This window comes from Olivibacter sp. XZL3 (assembly GCF_004368405.1).
Classification (GTDB): domain Bacteria; phylum Bacteroidota; class Bacteroidia; order Sphingobacteriales; family Sphingobacteriaceae; genus Olivibacter.
This window is the reverse complement of sequence record NZ_SBJH01000070.1, coordinates 1-14,693: the sequence shown is the minus strand read 5'-3', so window position 1 is coordinate 14,693 and position 14,693 is coordinate 1. Positions and strand designations below refer to the sequence as shown.

At 42.1% G+C, this 14,693-nt stretch carries 14 protein-coding genes and 1 pseudogene; 7 read left to right on the top strand and 8 right to left on the bottom strand.

What is annotated here, in order from left to right; genetic code table 11:
* Positions 1 to 40: 40 nt before the first annotated feature.
* Positions 41 to 1,687 carry a glucose-6-phosphate isomerase gene (pgi, locus tag EPX21_RS16140; RefSeq protein WP_134090733.1) on the bottom strand — a complete coding sequence of 549 codons (1,647 nt, stop codon included), beginning with the start codon at positions 1,685 to 1,687 and terminating at the stop codon, positions 41 to 43.
* A 301-nt stretch (positions 1,688 to 1,988) separates the two neighbouring features.
* Between pgi and EPX21_RS16135 the strand changes: the two genes are divergently transcribed.
* The 4 genes and pseudogenes from EPX21_RS16135 to EPX21_RS23510 form a co-directional block, all read left to right on the top strand.
* Positions 1,989 to 2,696 carry a hypothetical protein gene (locus EPX21_RS16135; RefSeq protein WP_134090732.1) on the top strand — a complete coding sequence of 236 codons (708 nt, stop codon included), beginning with the start codon at positions 1,989 to 1,991 and terminating at the stop codon, positions 2,694 to 2,696.
* 86 nt (positions 2,697 to 2,782) lie between these two features.
* Positions 2,783 to 3,869, top strand: a protein-coding gene (prfB, locus tag EPX21_RS16130) for a peptide chain release factor 2 (protein ID WP_134090731.1) whose coding sequence is annotated in 2 segments (ribosomal slippage) — positions 2,783 to 2,842 and positions 2,844 to 3,869 — 1,086 coding nt in all. Because the reading frame shifts where the segments join, the coding sequence is not laid out codon by codon here.
* A gap of 83 nt (positions 3,870 to 3,952) precedes the next feature.
* Complete coding sequence (locus EPX21_RS16125; RefSeq protein WP_134090730.1) at positions 3,953 to 4,174, top strand: DUF433 domain-containing protein; 222 nt, start codon at positions 3,953 to 3,955, stop codon at positions 4,172 to 4,174.
* Between the two features lies 1 nt (position 4,175).
* Positions 4,176 to 4,319: pseudogene (locus EPX21_RS23510) on the top strand (DUF5615 family PIN-like protein); the annotation flags it as partial.
* A 34-nt stretch (positions 4,320 to 4,353) separates the two neighbouring features.
* On the opposite strand, the gene dcd reads toward EPX21_RS23510, so the two are convergent.
* Positions 4,354 to 4,890 carry a dCTP deaminase gene (gene dcd / locus EPX21_RS16120; RefSeq protein ID WP_134090729.1) on the bottom strand — a complete coding sequence of 179 codons (537 nt, stop codon included), beginning with the start codon at positions 4,888 to 4,890 and terminating at the stop codon, positions 4,354 to 4,356.
* A gap of 236 nt (positions 4,891 to 5,126) precedes the next feature.
* On the opposite strand from dcd, the gene EPX21_RS16115 reads away from it, so the two are divergent.
* A complete protein-coding gene (locus tag EPX21_RS16115) occupies positions 5,127 to 5,771 on the top strand; it encodes a 4'-phosphopantetheinyl transferase superfamily protein (protein ID WP_240768703.1) in 645 nt (214 codons plus the stop codon).
* A gap of 7 nt (positions 5,772 to 5,778) precedes the next feature.
* Here EPX21_RS16115 and EPX21_RS16110 read toward each other — a convergent pair whose 3' ends face one another.
* From EPX21_RS16110 to EPX21_RS16095, 4 genes are all read right to left on the bottom strand, one after another.
* Complete coding sequence (locus EPX21_RS16110; RefSeq protein ID WP_206106088.1) at positions 5,779 to 7,110, bottom strand: S41 family peptidase; 1,332 nt, start codon at positions 7,108 to 7,110, stop codon at positions 5,779 to 5,781.
* Positions 7,111 to 7,313: 203 nt separating this feature from the next.
* Positions 7,314 to 8,420 (bottom strand): DUF5700 domain-containing putative Zn-dependent protease, encoded by a 1,107-nt coding sequence (locus EPX21_RS16105; RefSeq protein ID WP_134090726.1) that lies wholly within the window; start codon positions 8,418 to 8,420, stop codon positions 7,314 to 7,316.
* A 185-nt stretch (positions 8,421 to 8,605) separates the two neighbouring features.
* Positions 8,606 to 9,457: a retropepsin-like aspartic protease gene (locus tag EPX21_RS16100; RefSeq protein WP_134090725.1), complete on the bottom strand. Its 852-nt coding sequence runs from the start codon at positions 9,455 to 9,457 to the stop codon at positions 8,606 to 8,608.
* A gap of 245 nt (positions 9,458 to 9,702) precedes the next feature.
* Complete coding sequence (locus tag EPX21_RS16095; protein ID WP_134090724.1) at positions 9,703 to 10,185, bottom strand: FecR family protein; 483 nt, start codon at positions 10,183 to 10,185, stop codon at positions 9,703 to 9,705.
* Between the two features lie 371 nt (positions 10,186 to 10,556).
* Between EPX21_RS16095 and EPX21_RS16090 the strand changes: the two genes are divergently transcribed.
* Entirely contained in the window at positions 10,557 to 11,084 is a 528-nt protein-coding gene (locus EPX21_RS16090) for a PD-(D/E)XK nuclease family transposase (protein ID WP_134090723.1), read from the top strand.
* 368 nt (positions 11,085 to 11,452) lie between these two features.
* A complete protein-coding gene (locus EPX21_RS16085) occupies positions 11,453 to 11,644 on the top strand; it encodes a hypothetical protein (protein ID WP_134090722.1) in 192 nt (63 codons plus the stop codon).
* Positions 11,645 to 11,757: 113 nt separating this feature from the next.
* Here EPX21_RS16085 and EPX21_RS16080 read toward each other — a convergent pair whose 3' ends face one another.
* A complete protein-coding gene (locus EPX21_RS16080) occupies positions 11,758 to 13,443 on the bottom strand; it encodes an outer membrane beta-barrel family protein (RefSeq protein ID WP_134090721.1) in 1,686 nt (561 codons plus the stop codon).
* A complete protein-coding gene (locus EPX21_RS16075; protein ID WP_134090720.1) occupies positions 13,343 to 14,185 on the bottom strand; it encodes a carboxypeptidase-like regulatory domain-containing protein in 843 nt (280 codons plus the stop codon). Before EPX21_RS16075 ends, EPX21_RS16080 begins: the two co-directional genes overlap by 101 nt.
* Between the last annotated feature and the right edge of the window lie 508 nt (positions 14,186 to 14,693).

The window sequence follows — 14,693 nt, the reverse complement described above, 5'->3', positions numbered from 1 at the left end:
TTATTCATGCTATAAAACAGGTATGCATCCAAAATGTTTTTTACCGCCATCCTTTATACTGATTGATCAAACCGTTGGTAGAGCTGTCATGCGAGTTGATGGTCTCTTCGTTTCGCAGCTCTGGCAAGATCTTCCCTGCCAATTGTTTACCAAGTTCAACCCCCCATTGATCAAAGCTGAAAATATTCCAAATAATGCCCTGCGTAAATATCTTATGCTCATAAAAGGCAATTAAGCTGCCCAGGCTCCGCGGCGTTATTTTCTTCAACAGAAACGAGTTGCTCGGCCTGTTGCCTTCGAAAACCTTAAAGGGAGTAATTGCCGCCACTTCTTCATCCGACTTACCCGCTTTTCTCAATTCTGCTTCTACTTCGTCTTCCATCTTTCCATTCATTAACGCTTCTGTTTGCGCAAAGAAATTGGACAGCAAGAGGGTATGGTGTTCGCCTATGGGATTGTGTGTCTGAGCAGGCGCTATAAAGTCGCACGGAATCATCTTGGTTCCCTGATGGATCAACTGATAGAAAGCATGCTGCCCATTAGTACCTGGTTCTCCCCAGATAATCGGCCCCGTCTGGTATTCCACGGGCACGCCATTTCGATCGACATACTTCCCATTACTCTCCATATCGCCCTGTTGGAAATAGGCAGCGAAACGATGTAGATACTGGTCGTAAGGCAGGATAGCGTGACTTTCAGAGTCAAAGAAATTATTATACCACACGCCCAGAACGCCCATAATCACGGGAATATTCTCTTCCAGCGGCGTGCTTTTAAAATGGTTATCCGCGGCATGCGCGCCAGACAACAATTCTTTAAAGTGATCAAAACCGATACTCAAAACAATCGACAGCCCTATTGCGCTCCATAAGGAATAGCGACCACCGACCCAATCCCAAAACTCAAACATGTTCTTGGTGTCAATACCGAAGTCCTGCACGGCTTTAGCATTGGTGCTAAGCGCCACAAAGTGCTTGGCTATATCGGGTTCAGCACCGCCCTGCGCTAAAAACCAGTCGCGCGCGCTGTGCGCGTTCGCCATAGTTTCCTGTGTCGTGAAGGTTTTGGAAGCAATCAGGAACAAAGTCGTCTCCGCATTTACTTTACGTAAGGTTTCGGCGATATGCGTTCCATCTACGTTGGAAACAAAGTGTAGGTTTAAATGATTTTTATAAGGCTTTAATGCTTCAGTCACCATAACCGGTCCCAAATCCGACCCACCAATACCAATATTCACCACATCGGTAATGGCTTTTCCGCTATAGCCTTTCCAAGAGCCGCCGATAACCGCTTCACTAAATTCCTTCATATGCTCCAGTACGGCATTGACGCTCGGCATTACATCCTGCCCGTCTACCAGCACCGGGGTATTGCTTACATTCCTCAGCGCCGTATGCAGTACCGCACGGTTCTCTGTCTTATTGATAGGCAAACCTTTAAACATGGCATCTATTGCCTCTTCCAGGCGGCATTCTCTGGCCAATTGTACCAACAGGGCAACTGTCTGTTCGTCTATTCTATTTTTCGAATAATCGAATAAAATATCTTCGAACATCAAGGAAAATTTCTCAAATCTATGGGGATCATAGGCAAACAAGTCGCGCAAGTGTTTCGGCGCAATATTGATATAATGGTTGCTCAGGTAGTTGTAAGCTTCGGTGTCGGTAAAATTTACGTTTGGTAACATAAGCAAATTAAATTTTCACGAAACTACAATTTTAGGGCAGAAAAGCGAAAAGCTTTTTATCCACCGCACCGAGATTTACTTTCTTCCGACAGTTTACTATAACCCAAATCTGTCATAAAAGACAGCCTCCCTCTTTTAACACAATTTATTATACAATATGTAAAAAAATTCAATACCTTTATACAAACAAATCCTATATTAGTCAGTTCTTTTATAAAAGATTAAGATAGGCGGAATTGAGCCGAAAAATATTAATCATTAAAGCGGATTAAGCGATCACCATCTTAAAAACGTATTCGAGATGACTGATGTAAATTATGACAATATAGAACGTTACCTATCTGGAAGTATGACAGATAAAGAACGTCATCATTTTGAGGCTGAGCTCGACGAAAACGAGGAGTTGGCCCAAGAGCTTCATTTTTACATGTATGTTAACCGAAGCATCTCGGAATGCCTGTATCACACACCAACAGACCATCGAAACTTCAATCAGGGAAAAAACAAGAGACGCCAGGACGTGAGTAAAATCAAATGGATTGCCCTGATATCGATCGGTGCCGTTCTTGCCGCGATGGCACTTTGGAGACCTTTAAAATCCGGACGGTTGGCTGACGCTTCTACCATCAAGATGGCCGCCATAAATGCCGAGGGTTTGCCGGTAGGCAACAAATATGCCGACATCATCGATCTTTTTAATGAGGGGAAATACGAAGAAGCCCTACCCTTGCTAAATGGGGCTTTAACAGAACGGCCGAACGATCTCTATATCCGCTATTACCGCGGGGTTACCTTTTTGAATTTAAAATACCTGGGTTCTGCGCGTCGCGACTTACTCAAAGTGTATACCGAAAATGCGCCGCAAATGTATGATGCGGCCTACTACATAGCCTTGTCATACTTGGAAGAAGAGGATGATTATAAGGAAAGTGCCCGGAATTGGTTGAACAAGATTCCGGAAGAAGCGCCTATCTCTTCCAAGGCAGAGGCGCTGAAGAAGATGCTGTAAGTAGCAGTTGACGGTTGAATAGAGGCGATCTCCTTACTTATTACTTAAAATTTACCACTTAAAACTTAAAATCTTACCTTTGTTCTATGACGAAAGAAAACATTCAGGAATTAAGGGATCGAGCAGCTTCCCTGAGGAGGCATCTTTGACATCGATGCAAAACAAAAAGAAATAAACCAAGAGCAGGATATCACGTTAAATCCCAATTTTTGGGATCATCCGAAAGAAGCCGAAAAGGTACTACAGTCTATTAAAAGCAAAAAAATCTGGACAGACAGTTTTGAGGAATTGACGCAGGCAATCGATGACGCTGCCGTGATGTTCGATTTTTATCAAAGTGGTGATGCCAGTGAGCAGGAAGCGAACGAACTTTTCCAAGAAGCACTGAAGCGCGCTGAGGAGCTGGAATTTAAGAACATGTTAAGCGCTGAAGAAGATCAGCTCACTGCTATTTTACAGATTACAGCCGGGGCCGGTGGAACAGAAAGCTGTGATTGGGCAGCGATGCTGATGCGGATGTATATCATGTGGGGCGAAAAAAACGGTTATAAAGTAACCGAACAGGATTTCTTGGAGGGCGATGTCGCGGGTGTGAAATCGGTCACCTTGCAGTTCGAAGGCAATTTCGCCTATGGCTACCTCAAGGGAGAAAACGGCGTACACCGATTAGTTCGGATTTCACCGTTCGATTCAAATGCCAAACGACATACTTCTTTTGCTTCGGTATATGTGTATCCATTGGTTGACGATACGATAGAGATTGATGTGAAGGACGCCGACATCGAATGGGACACCTTCCGTTCGGGAGGGGCTGGCGGGCAAAATGTAAATAAGGTAGAAACCGCCGTGCGCTTACATCACAAACCATCGGGCATTGTCATAAAAAATCAGGAATCGCGCTCGCAGCTGCAGAATAAAGATAATGCCATGCGCCTGCTCAAATCGCAGCTTTATGAAATCGAGATGCGTAAACGGATGGAAACAACGGCGGCAATTGAAGGCAGCAAGAAGAAAATAGAATGGGGTTCACAAATCAGAAACTACGTATTACACCCCTATAAATTGGTGAAAGATTTACGAACGGGGCATGAAACGTCCAATACACAAGCCGTTTTAGACGGAGAGCTGGATGAGTTTTTAAAATCGTATCTGATGGAATTCGGCAGGAACTAAAATTCGTTTTTCCACAGTGCTTTTTGTCATTTTTATATAATAAACAATAAACGCTATCTTTGTAAAGATAAGACACTAAGGTTATGTACAACTATCGCAATTATATCACCATTGATACCAATATACGGTTCGGCAAACCTGTTTTGATCGGAACACGTATCTCGGTATATGACGTACTCAGCTGGTTTGCCAATGGCATGAGCGAAGACGAAATTATCAGCGATTTCCCTGAATTAAATATCGATAAAATCAGGGCTTGTTTTGCTTTCGCTGCTGATCGGGAACATAAAATAAGAGTAGCATAAGGTGAAAATACTGCTCGACCAAAATATATCGTTCCGTGTGGTAAAAAAAATCCAGACGCTTTATACGGAGGCCCGACAAGTACGCGAACTAAGGCTCGAAAATGCTAGTGATAGGCAAATTTGGGCATTTGCTAAAGAACATCACTTTACTATAGTTAACAGTCTTTGCATACGGCTAACTAAAATTCGTTTTTCCACATCATGGATTCTACGGGCCGTGTCGTTTTCCGATTGTATTTGGCATTACCCTTCGTATTGTACATGGTGTGGATATCTCCTTCTACCGCGAAATAGATTAACTGTCCGATAGGCATTCCCGCGTATATGCGCACGGGCTGAGCGACGGAAATTTCAAGCGTCCAGGTATTGCAAAAGCCAACATCCCCTTTCCCCGCCGTTGCATGAATATCGATTCCCAGGCGCCCGGTACTGCTTTTACCCTCCAAGAAAGGCACGTGCTTATGCGTTTCCGTATACTCAAGCGTTACGCCCAGGTACAGTGTGTTCGGTTCCAGAACAAAGCCAGACTTCGGAATTTCGAAATGTACAATTTCATTATGAACCTTCGCATCCAGCACCCGGTCTTTATACGTCGCCAGGTACTTACCCAGATGCACATCATATGAATTGGTCCCCAGGCATTCTCGTTTAAAGGGTTCAATAATAATAGTACCTTTATCTATTTCTTCTAAAATTCTTTTGTCTGATAATATCATAGTGCTTTCTTCTGAGGTACAAACTTACTGAAAGGGAAGGCGAGACGCAAGTGTGAAGGAGGGAATTGGTTGTTAGTTGTTAGTTGCCGGTTATCAGCTTAGCCTGTCTTATCTAGGTTTTAGGGATTTTAGGTGTTAGCTTGTAGTTATTAGTGATTGCAGTCGGCTGCGACACTAAAGCCGAAAGCCGATCTCAAAAGCTGATGGCTATTAACAAAAAATTACTACTTTTATTTATGGGTTTAGTATATCTTAAAGAAGTCGATCAGCATACACGTTTCGCCATCTGGAAAATTGAAGAAACAGCCGAAGAACTATTAGCTAAGTTACAATTAACCAGAAGTGAAAAAGCCTTTCTGGAGCGACTTAACAAGGGTAAGAGAACATTAAATTGGCTTGGGACGCGCGTGCTCCTCCGCACTATGTTAGATGCACCGGGCTATATCGATTGCCCTTCGGATGAGAATGGTAAACCCTATTTGGTCAATTTTCCGCACAAGGTGTCGCTAAGTCACTCGTATGATTATGCGGCCTGTATGCTAAGTAAAGGGCATGAAGTAGGCATTGACATGGAGCTTGTCAAACCGAAAATAAAAGTAATTGCCCATAAATTCATGAAACCCGAAGAGTTGGCCCAACTTCAGCCCGACCATCAATATGTAGAACAGCTCTTGACCTGTTGGACGGCGAAGGAAGCGGTTTATAAATTACAGGGAAAGAAAGGCGTTTCGTTTAAGGATAATATCTATATCGAACCATTCACCTATCAGGAACAAGGCGGCAGTATTATTGCCCATCTCGAAGGCCCACATCAGCAGGCCAGCTATCGGGTTTATTACGAGCGTTTCCGGGAATTTATGTTGGGGTATGTAATAGGGTAACAAAGTATTATCGCTGGTTAATTTTTTCGCCGAGATAAGCAAGCGCCCGCTGCAACACCACATCTTTATTTTGCATGTAGTCATCAAACGTAGTTTTAACTTCTATATGAGGGATAATACCTACTCCTACAAATTCTCGTCCATCGGGATAAGTGTCCTGTTTTGTACAGATTCTTGCTTCTCCACCGCCGGGTAATGCGAAATGGAACGGTTGCCCAGTACTTCCAAAAGTCTTTTCACCTATTCGAATCATATGCTTCTGATTATCTGCCATAATGAGCATATCCTCAGCGGCGGAAGCGGTCTGGTGGCCGGTAAGCAATATCGTCGGAACTACAACGCGTATTTCCTCCTGTTGAAAGCGGGTCGGCTCATAGGGGGAGTCACGATATAGCTCATTGTGAAAAGCGAGGTAAGATTCAGTTGTACGTTCCTTACTCATACCCCATTCAGCCTTTCCGTTAACGGTGTCTTGAGCTTGTAAAAAGCTGCCCCAAGCTTTGAACATGCTGATATTCATCCGGGTTCGCGATTTTGAACCGTATAATACCGTATCATTCGTCAAGTGCATAAGGATCGCCTTCGCATTTGAACCACTGCCTCCACCATTGTAGCGGAGGTCAATAATAATTCCCTTGGCCTTCCTTAGTTCGTCCAGCTTTTCTTTAAAGGCCTGCACAATTTGACCATCTTCAAAGGAATTCAACGCAAGGTATGCGATATCATTTTGTTCCCAACGAAAATCCAGAAGCTCCTTCGGAGCATCAAATGCCGGATAGACCGCCTCTTCTTGGGTTCGGCTATGGGTTAGCGTTTGCGTGAATACGGCTCCGTCCGGCTTACGAAAAGTGACTTCATACGTATCGCCTTCAAAACCGGCAAGCAACGACCGGACACTCCGATCTTGCCGAATGTAATCCGTAGACGATGAGATGTACGGAGCAACGTATTTCGAAATGAACTGGTTGGTCGCCATCCCATTTATTTGGATGACTTCGCTTCCCGGAGGCACTTCATCTTTTTTGCTCGCGTTCACCCTGAAGACAATCGCTTTACCATCCACGTTTTCCAGAAACAAACGGTACGCGCCGAACATGGTAGTCATTTGCAATGCGGAAATGGAATCGGGGAAGTATACATCGGTGTGCCCATCGTTCAGCATACTGCAGAAACGTTGTAACTCACGGTAATACGCATAGTCGTTGGGTGTTTCCTGTACAGATTTAATCAACGTACGATACGTACTATCCCATGCAGCCTGATCTATTTTATTCAGATAAACGAAGTTATAGTTGACTTCTTGCCAGAATTTGGAAAGGCCGTAAATCTTGTCTTCCACACTGAGCGTGTTTGGCAACACTGCTTGGGCTTTACATAAATTTGGAATTAATGCTTTAGCGAGAACAAAACTGAAAATAAATGTATTGACAAAGGATCGCATGTTAATTGCTTTTCTAAAAATACAGAGAATATACCAAAATACAGCTTCTCTAAGTTGCTATTGTATAAGCTAAAAACCCAAATTCGTTTTTTGAAGCGATCTTATCTGTTTACGTAATAGATTTTTCCTTTCTCCCGGTACTTTTTATCCAAGGACTGAATGTACTGTATAACAGCATCAGATAAAACATAGGCAGCTTTAGTATCGCTTTTGGCCGCTCTGTTGTATAAATAAATATAGTAAAAAGGATTACTGATGTTGTCAATCAATTCCTCTTTATAGCCGTTTCTTTCGATGACATCCATGATATAATACCCCGGGATATGCCCACTCGTATTCCAGGTGTTTAATAACTTTCTTAATGTTAAAGAAGACTTGTCAATGGTTTCACTTCCCAACAAAGAGTCGATATTTGCTAAGACCGCCGGTCCTTCTTCCAAAAAATTCTCCGGATAACCTCGCTGAAACTCTAAAAGTGCATGGGCGTCCTCTCCCTGATAACGCTTGTCGACCAGATCGGCACTCCCCTCGTTCAACATTCGTTGTAAAACTTCTATGATTGCTTCATCTTCCTTATCAGCGGTAAAACGATATCGAGGCCTTAAGCTATGGTGCAACTCATGCCCCATTAAAATTCCCGTCTTATTTTTATCATTAAAATAAGCGCACATTAAGGTACAAACAATCCAACCATTTTCAATATGGGCATCTGTGTGTAAAGGAATGATTGAAAATTTATAGTGATCGACTCGTTTATGCGCCTCCTTAGGCAGCATCGTATAAGCGTGTTCATAGCAAATATCGAAATAGCCCTTAGGGTTCTGTTTCATCGTCCGCAAGTACGCTTTCATCTCCTCTTCATGCACTTTATACTCATTGATAATGTAAGTCCACCAGTATTTATTCGGGTCTTTCAATCTATTGTTCAAAATAGATTCATTTTTCGGCATATAAACGATCTCCATCGTTTTCCTATAGGTGTTGAAAAAAGTGGAATCTACTCCCTGATCGTTCATATACACTTCAATCGCCTCATCTTTCAAGAATTTGTTCCAGCTTTCTTTCGATAAAGAATCGCCTTCTCTTAACCGATCAGTCAATTTAAAGTACTCCCAGCAAGTACGATCATCTATCGACTGTGCCTTTATCTCATTTGCTAAGCAAACGACCATTACAACGAATACGAGGATTCTAACTATTATTACCATCTTATGCGGTTTATGTAGATTATATGTTTTTAGCTAACAACAGCCTTCGGAGCAACAATTGAGAACGTTTAGGTCACGTCAAGACATCCAGTTTATCACAGCTACCAGGGATTGCGTACTTCCCTAAACATCTTGCAACGATATCACTACCTGCTTTGTTCCGACACTTCTTGATTTAAATATTCCTATCGCACGATCATATATTTGTTCGCCATATCCACCGTCACACGGTCACCGATCCAATTCAATGACATCGTGCCATCATAAATAAGCTTGTCTATAACCAAGAACTTTGGTTCGGACACTTCGATTGATCTTGCAGAAGCAATCGCAATACTATTCAGCTTCCTTTCAAAAACGGAGGTTTCCAGCTCTTTATTAAAATCGCTCTGAAGTTTCCTCTCCTGAACTGGATCTCCGCTTTCCTCTCCCAGCAGCGGCAAATAATACTTATTCATATGAAACGCATTCTTTCCTGCGCCGGTGTCGATCAGAAAACAAAGGTCCTTTTGATTATTTATATTCACCCATGCAAATATCGTATAGGCAATATCTCTATCTTTTGTCACTAGCAAAGGAATCTTCGTCCCCTTATTCGCGGCACCGGATATTGTGAGATCTTCTAAAACCAATTGTTCTTTTTGATAATCAATGGTAAAAGGCTGTTGTAAAAAAAGACCTAAGGAAATTAATCCATCCAAGCCGGCCAAATCTACATCAATGATTGTGGCTATCGGGTTATTCACCTTAAAGCCGGCCAGCTCAAATGAAGTGAGGCGATACAAATCGACATCCATCCTTTCTCCAGTAGATCGAAAACCGGTATATCGCTGCTTTAGATCTATAAGCCCGCCATTTAATTTATCACTGTAATCTTTCGTTAAAAGATTAACGCCCGCTCCCGTATCGAAGATAAAACGTCCTTTAACCCCATTGAATTTAGCCTCCACAATCAGATGCCCCTGTTCAGTAAACTCCAATGGTATAATTTGCTGGGCACTTAGGAATTTTATTACAAAAAATAATAAAATCAACATTATCGCTTTTTTCACAACTTAATATATGAATTTGTTCATTAAAGGAATTGATTTAAAACTACTTCTTTTTTTGGACTCTTCAAATCATACATAAGGCACCATGATGGTCAAATACAGTGGCTAGTGGTATGCCTACTCTGTCTAAGGTTTTTCGGCTCACCCTTGTTGCAACAATATAAAAGTAGAGCATCGGCGAACGAGAAGCGATTTATTTCGACGAATACCATTATTTTTTCGACTTATTTTTAAAAAACATATTTTAACAATGAGGCGTTTAAATCAGGCATTCCAACCCTGTCTGTGCGACTTAACTTGTTTTGACTGTATTGTGCTAACTGATTGGCCTGAAGCAGCAGCATTTTACTGTTGTGTTTCGAACAGAAGTTTACCTTGCCAGCTGTTACCTGAATGGTTGTTTCCTCTTCATCGGGATACGCTTTCAGGTTAAAGGAAGTTCCGAGTATCTGGGTTACGGTCTTTGAGCTGAAAACCGTAAACGGCCGTTTGGCGTCTGTGGCAACAGAAAAGTAGGCTTCTCCGGTCAAGTAAACCTGTCTTTTGTTTTCTTCAAAATTTTTCGGATAACGGAGTGTACTTGCTGCATTTAAATGAACGGTAGTACCATCGGGTAGCTTGAGGTTCGCCCTTTGTCCAGGCTTGGTGCTGATTGTGCCATAGGGAACGGTCGTTGACTTCGGTTCTGCCTGTTCTTGTGAGAAGTATAACATTCCGGCCAGCACAAATAGGATGCAAGCTGCTGCCGGTTTATATGTCGTTCATCCGTGTCCGGTCCTCATTCGTGTGTTCTATAGCCTATATTGGGGTTATATCCCTATATGGTACGTAAAAAGGGGCAAAACATGGCCTTTTATGCAATACCTGTCGGACTCCCATCGGACTAGACTATGGAAGGAATCGCGGTTGGATGTATAACAGAGTAGATTAGGGGGATTCAATAGGTACATGGAGACGATGACGAATTTGGAACACCTTTATGTAGCATTTATTGCTTTAACTGTTCACTTTGTTCATTTGCCGAAGAAAATCGCTTCCCAGCTCTGGATACCCTAATTTAGCAGGGAATCCAAATCTATTGTGCATGAATACAGAAGAAAGCTACATCAAACCCGGTAAATTTGTTGATCCGTTAAGCGACTTTGGTTTCCGTCACTATTTTGGCAGTGAGCCGAACAAAGAAATCCTGATTGAGTTTCTGAATGACCTTTTTGAAGGCGAGAAGCGTATCGGGACACTTGAATATGGGCCTAATGAGCATGACGGGGACGATAAGGAAGACAAAAGAGTTGTTTTTGACCTACACTGTCGCGGAAGCAATGGCGAGTACTCTATCATCGAAATGCAGCATATACGGCAGGAATATTTCAGGGACAGAGCGCTTTATTATAGCTCGCGTTTAATTCAGCGTCAGTTACCGAAAGGAAAAGCTTTCAATAGCTACCAGCTGCCCGAAGTTTTTCTTATCGCTCTTTTGGAATTTCGTATGGAAGAAAAGCAGCGAAGCCATTATTTTCATGATATCGCCCTTTGCAATAAGAGCACGGGCGAAATTTTTTACAAAAAGCTGGGCTTTAAATTCATAGAGTTGCCTAATTTTGCCAAGNTGTAGACTCAGCTAAATCTTTGAAAGAGACCGGACTTTTAAGTAACGAGCAAATTGCCAAAAGCCTTAAGCTACCTCTGGAAGTAGTTGAAAAGCTATAAAAATAATACAGCATAAGTTTAGAAGCCATGCACGAAAAAAAATGTGCATGGCTTTTTTGTTTAAGATATCGTCAGGCCCAGACGAGGTTGAAGGTGTCTAAAAAGTTGTCATTTCGACCGGACCCCGAGGCTTCGGGGGAAGTGGAGAAATCTGTTATTTGTAACTAACTCATTAATAGATATCTCGATTCCGTTACACTACACTCGATATGACGTTGGAGGTCTTTTTAGACACCCTCATGTGTCTGTTATTCAGGGACCAAATTTAGATGTATGAAAAATATATCGGATTTTTATGAAAAGAGTGGCGATTGGTTATTCAATTTAGGTGACCCCGTTTCAAATATGCGCAAGTCCCGCTGCACCATAAGTCAATCCGCCATCGGTTATCTTTCCTGTATTTTGCTAAAAAACATTGGAAAAGACACACGCCAAGCCACCCCGATTGTAAAGAAAAGTGTTTAACAACATGGGTGTTTTTAGATATAACACCCTCTATTTCAATGATCTTTCTTTCAAATATCCCCATATTTTCTTTCGACAAGACACTGATTGCTTCCATAATTATATTATTAGTTTTAATTTGCTCGGTTGACGACCTCTTCATTGCCTAGCTTTTTGTCGGTGGCAGCTTTAACGGTTGTCTTACCAAAATTGAAAGTAAAGCCAAGTGATACGCGCCTGGAATCTTGGTAATTCACATTATATACATACAGGTTTCCAGCGGACATTTCAGACCTATATCGCTGCCCTTTCAGCAAATCGTTGACCGCCAACACCATTTGTGCACGACTCTTCAGAAAAGATTTTCTGACAGCCAAACGAGAGAAGTTACTACTGAAATCTCGCCACCCGCCATATCCAGCCCGACCATAATGGTTGTATATCGCATCAATCGTAAATTTCGCAGGTAAACGAAACGTCGTACTAATACCAAAATTGTAAGAGTAACCCGACTCGCTGACGTTATCGGCATTCAACCGCCCTTCATAGGTGTAGCGGAACGACCTAGCATACCCATTAATATCCCACCAAACGGCAAGTTGACGGCTATAGCTCAAATTAGCAGACCATTCGCTTCCATCCATATTCATCGGTGCATAAATGGTTACTTCTCCTTCCTGTCTCGGCAACTGCATAACAAGGTCCTTTTCCTGGATATAACCAATTTCAAGAAAAAGATCTGTTGTCAGCTCGCCGTTTACGGTAAACTGATGGGAATACCTAGGTTGCAGATGCATATTTCCCTCCGATAGTTCAAATTCGTTTAAATAAGTTCTAAAAGGCATCATCTGCCTAAACCCTGGACGTGAAATAAATTTACGATAATTGAGAGTCACTTTGCGATTCCCTATTTCTTGCTGAACCATAGCATTCGGAAACAAGTTAAAGAAATTACGGTTGTATACCTCACGCACTCCCATGTCTGTATTCTCAGCTCGAACGCCGATCTTAATGAAGGTTTGGCCAAAATACCGCTGTACTTCCGCATAGCTCCCTATAATATCCTCGTAAAAACGATTAAAAAAAGTTAAGTCAGAAAGCAGAATCCAACTTCCATCAACCAATTGGTACTGATTGGTTTCAGAGTTATTACGCGATAAACTCAACTTGAATCCGGTATTTACATGAAAACCGTTAGCGAAAGGAAGTATAAAATCCGATTGCAATATTGTTACATGTGCCTTCCCGGGGTTGTCATTTTTTATCAAAGGCAGTTCATTGAGCAACGTACCATCAGGCAAATACATTTCTTGATAAAGCATCTGCGTCTCTGAACGATTGTTTATAGGGGTATAAGTTGCCACAAATTCGACTTGCTTGCCTAGTGTATCCAACTTACCTATATAATTCAGGCTATAATTCCAAACATTGCTAGATACGAACCGATTGTGTGCTCTTAGCAAGGTAGAATCTCTCGTACCCCACATCACCGCTGAAAAGTCGTTGGTACCTTTCATTACGGAATGAGGAGCAATCCTTCGGATCAGATTGCCAGTAAAAGTAATCTGGTGTGTAGGGTTTATTGTGTAGTTCACTCCAACTTTTGCACTGTGGTTACGGTAATCATAAAATTCGCTGTTCGGCCCTCCTATAGCCAATGAATTTTCCCTATATGAAAAGTAACGTGTCCCTTCAATAGTCGTCATCATATCGCTTCTGTTAAAGTTGTAGCGCCCATCTACCGTCCATTTTTTTTTTGCGGTAAGTGAGATTAAGCCCCACATTACCTCTACCATAATTGCCACGAGAATAAGTCCCATTCAGCCTACCGGTGAGGCCTTGAGCCAAAGCACGTTTAGTGTGAATACTGATCACTGCATCCACCGAGGCGTCATAACGCGCAGAAGGATTCGTAATGAAGTCGATTTTATCAATATCACTGCCATTCATGGTATTCAGTACGTCTTTGAGTGTGACGCCGGGAATAGGCACATTGTCTACCAGCACTAGAATATTGCGTTTGCCGTTTATTACGATCTGCTCACCCTGCACTTGCATAAAGGGCATCGCCATAAAAATCTCCATCACGCTGCTGGTCTGAAAGGTGCTCCCTCCTACATTCATGACAAAGCGATCAGCCTGCCGTTCAACCACCTTAGGATGGGCATTAATTGTCACTTCCCCCAACATCGTAGCATCGGTCGCCAACACCAGCTTTCCCAAAGCTATATCATTCTCCAATCGGATTTCCCTCTCCAACGCCTTATAGCCGACCATACTGACCAGAAAATAATAAGTGCCTGCAGGCAATCCACTCAGTTCAAAAGAACCAGTGTCATTACTAAATACTCCTTTGAACGGTTTATCATCCTCTTTAGCCGTCTTAAGCGTAATGGAAGCAAACGGCAAGCCTTCCCCCATATCGCTATAGACGGCACCTTTGATAGACAAAATGTTTTCCTGCGCCTGTGTTGTTAAACATGATAAAACCATGATCCAGAGAAAAAATAAAGCGATCAACCTATGTTGTTGTTCGATTTCGTATTTTACCCTGATCTTCATAGTGTCAAAACTAGGCAGTTGGGTAAGACTTCACTATTTTTTTCGACCAATACAGCCTGTTCTTCGACGGTTCTTTGTTTATTATCACAGCAATAGGTTCTAAGTCGACATCAAAAAGAAGTTAAAATTCCTATTCTATTTTTATCATTAAAATAGGTGCATATTAGGGTACAAGGGAACCAATATGAGTATCTGTATGTAAAGGAATGATTGAAAACTATAAGTTATTTACTCTCTTATGCACCCGCTTTTGGGCACAATCTTATTCAGTTTAGGTAAATTGTTATATTTCCAACTTAGCAAGGGCCTTCGAGCAGCAATTTCGTGTATTTCTTCAGATCACAATAAGACATTCAATTTATAGCCGTGAACATAAATCACCTGTTCCCTAAACATCTTGCAACGATATCACTACCTGCTTTGTTCCGTATCCGCCCTATGGTCCACGTCTATGAAGAATGTTATGATGTCTTTAGCTTTGCTAGATGAGCAAAGAAGAAAAAAGAGT

Excerpts from the sequence above, each read along its gene's own strand:
- EPX21_RS16100 (WP_134090725.1), bottom strand. The coding sequence starts at position 9,457 with ATGTTGATTTTATTATTTTTTGTAATAAAATTCCTAAGTGCCCAGCAA.
- dcd (WP_134090729.1), bottom strand. The coding sequence starts at position 4,890 with ATGATATTATCAGACAAAAGAATTTTAGAAGAAATAGATAAAGGTACT.
- EPX21_RS16135 (WP_134090732.1), top strand. The coding sequence starts at position 1,989 with ATGACTGATGTAAATTATGACAATATAGAACGTTACCTATCTGGAAGT.
- EPX21_RS16085 (WP_134090722.1), top strand. The coding sequence starts at position 11,453 with ATGAAAAATATATCGGATTTTTATGAAAAGAGTGGCGATTGGTTATTC.
- EPX21_RS16075 (WP_134090720.1), bottom strand. The coding sequence starts at position 14,185 with ATGAAGATCAGGGTAAAATACGAAATCGAACAACAACATAGGTTGATC.
- EPX21_RS16105 (WP_134090726.1), bottom strand. The coding sequence starts at position 8,420 with ATGGTAATAATAGTTAGAATCCTCGTATTCGTTGTAATGGTCGTTTGC.
- EPX21_RS16095 (WP_134090724.1), bottom strand. The coding sequence starts at position 10,185 with ATGTTATACTTCTCACAAGAACAGGCAGAACCGAAGTCAACGACCGTT.
- EPX21_RS16080 (WP_134090721.1), bottom strand. The coding sequence starts at position 13,443 with ATGGGACTTATTCTCGTGGCAATTATGGTAGAGGTAATGTGGGGCTTA.
- EPX21_RS16125 (WP_134090730.1), top strand. The coding sequence starts at position 3,953 with ATGTACAACTATCGCAATTATATCACCATTGATACCAATATACGGTTC.
- pgi (WP_134090733.1), bottom strand. The coding sequence starts at position 1,687 with ATGTTACCAAACGTAAATTTTACCGACACCGAAGCTTACAACTACCTG.
- EPX21_RS16115 (WP_240768703.1), top strand. The coding sequence starts at position 5,127 with ATGGGTTTAGTATATCTTAAAGAAGTCGATCAGCATACACGTTTCGCC.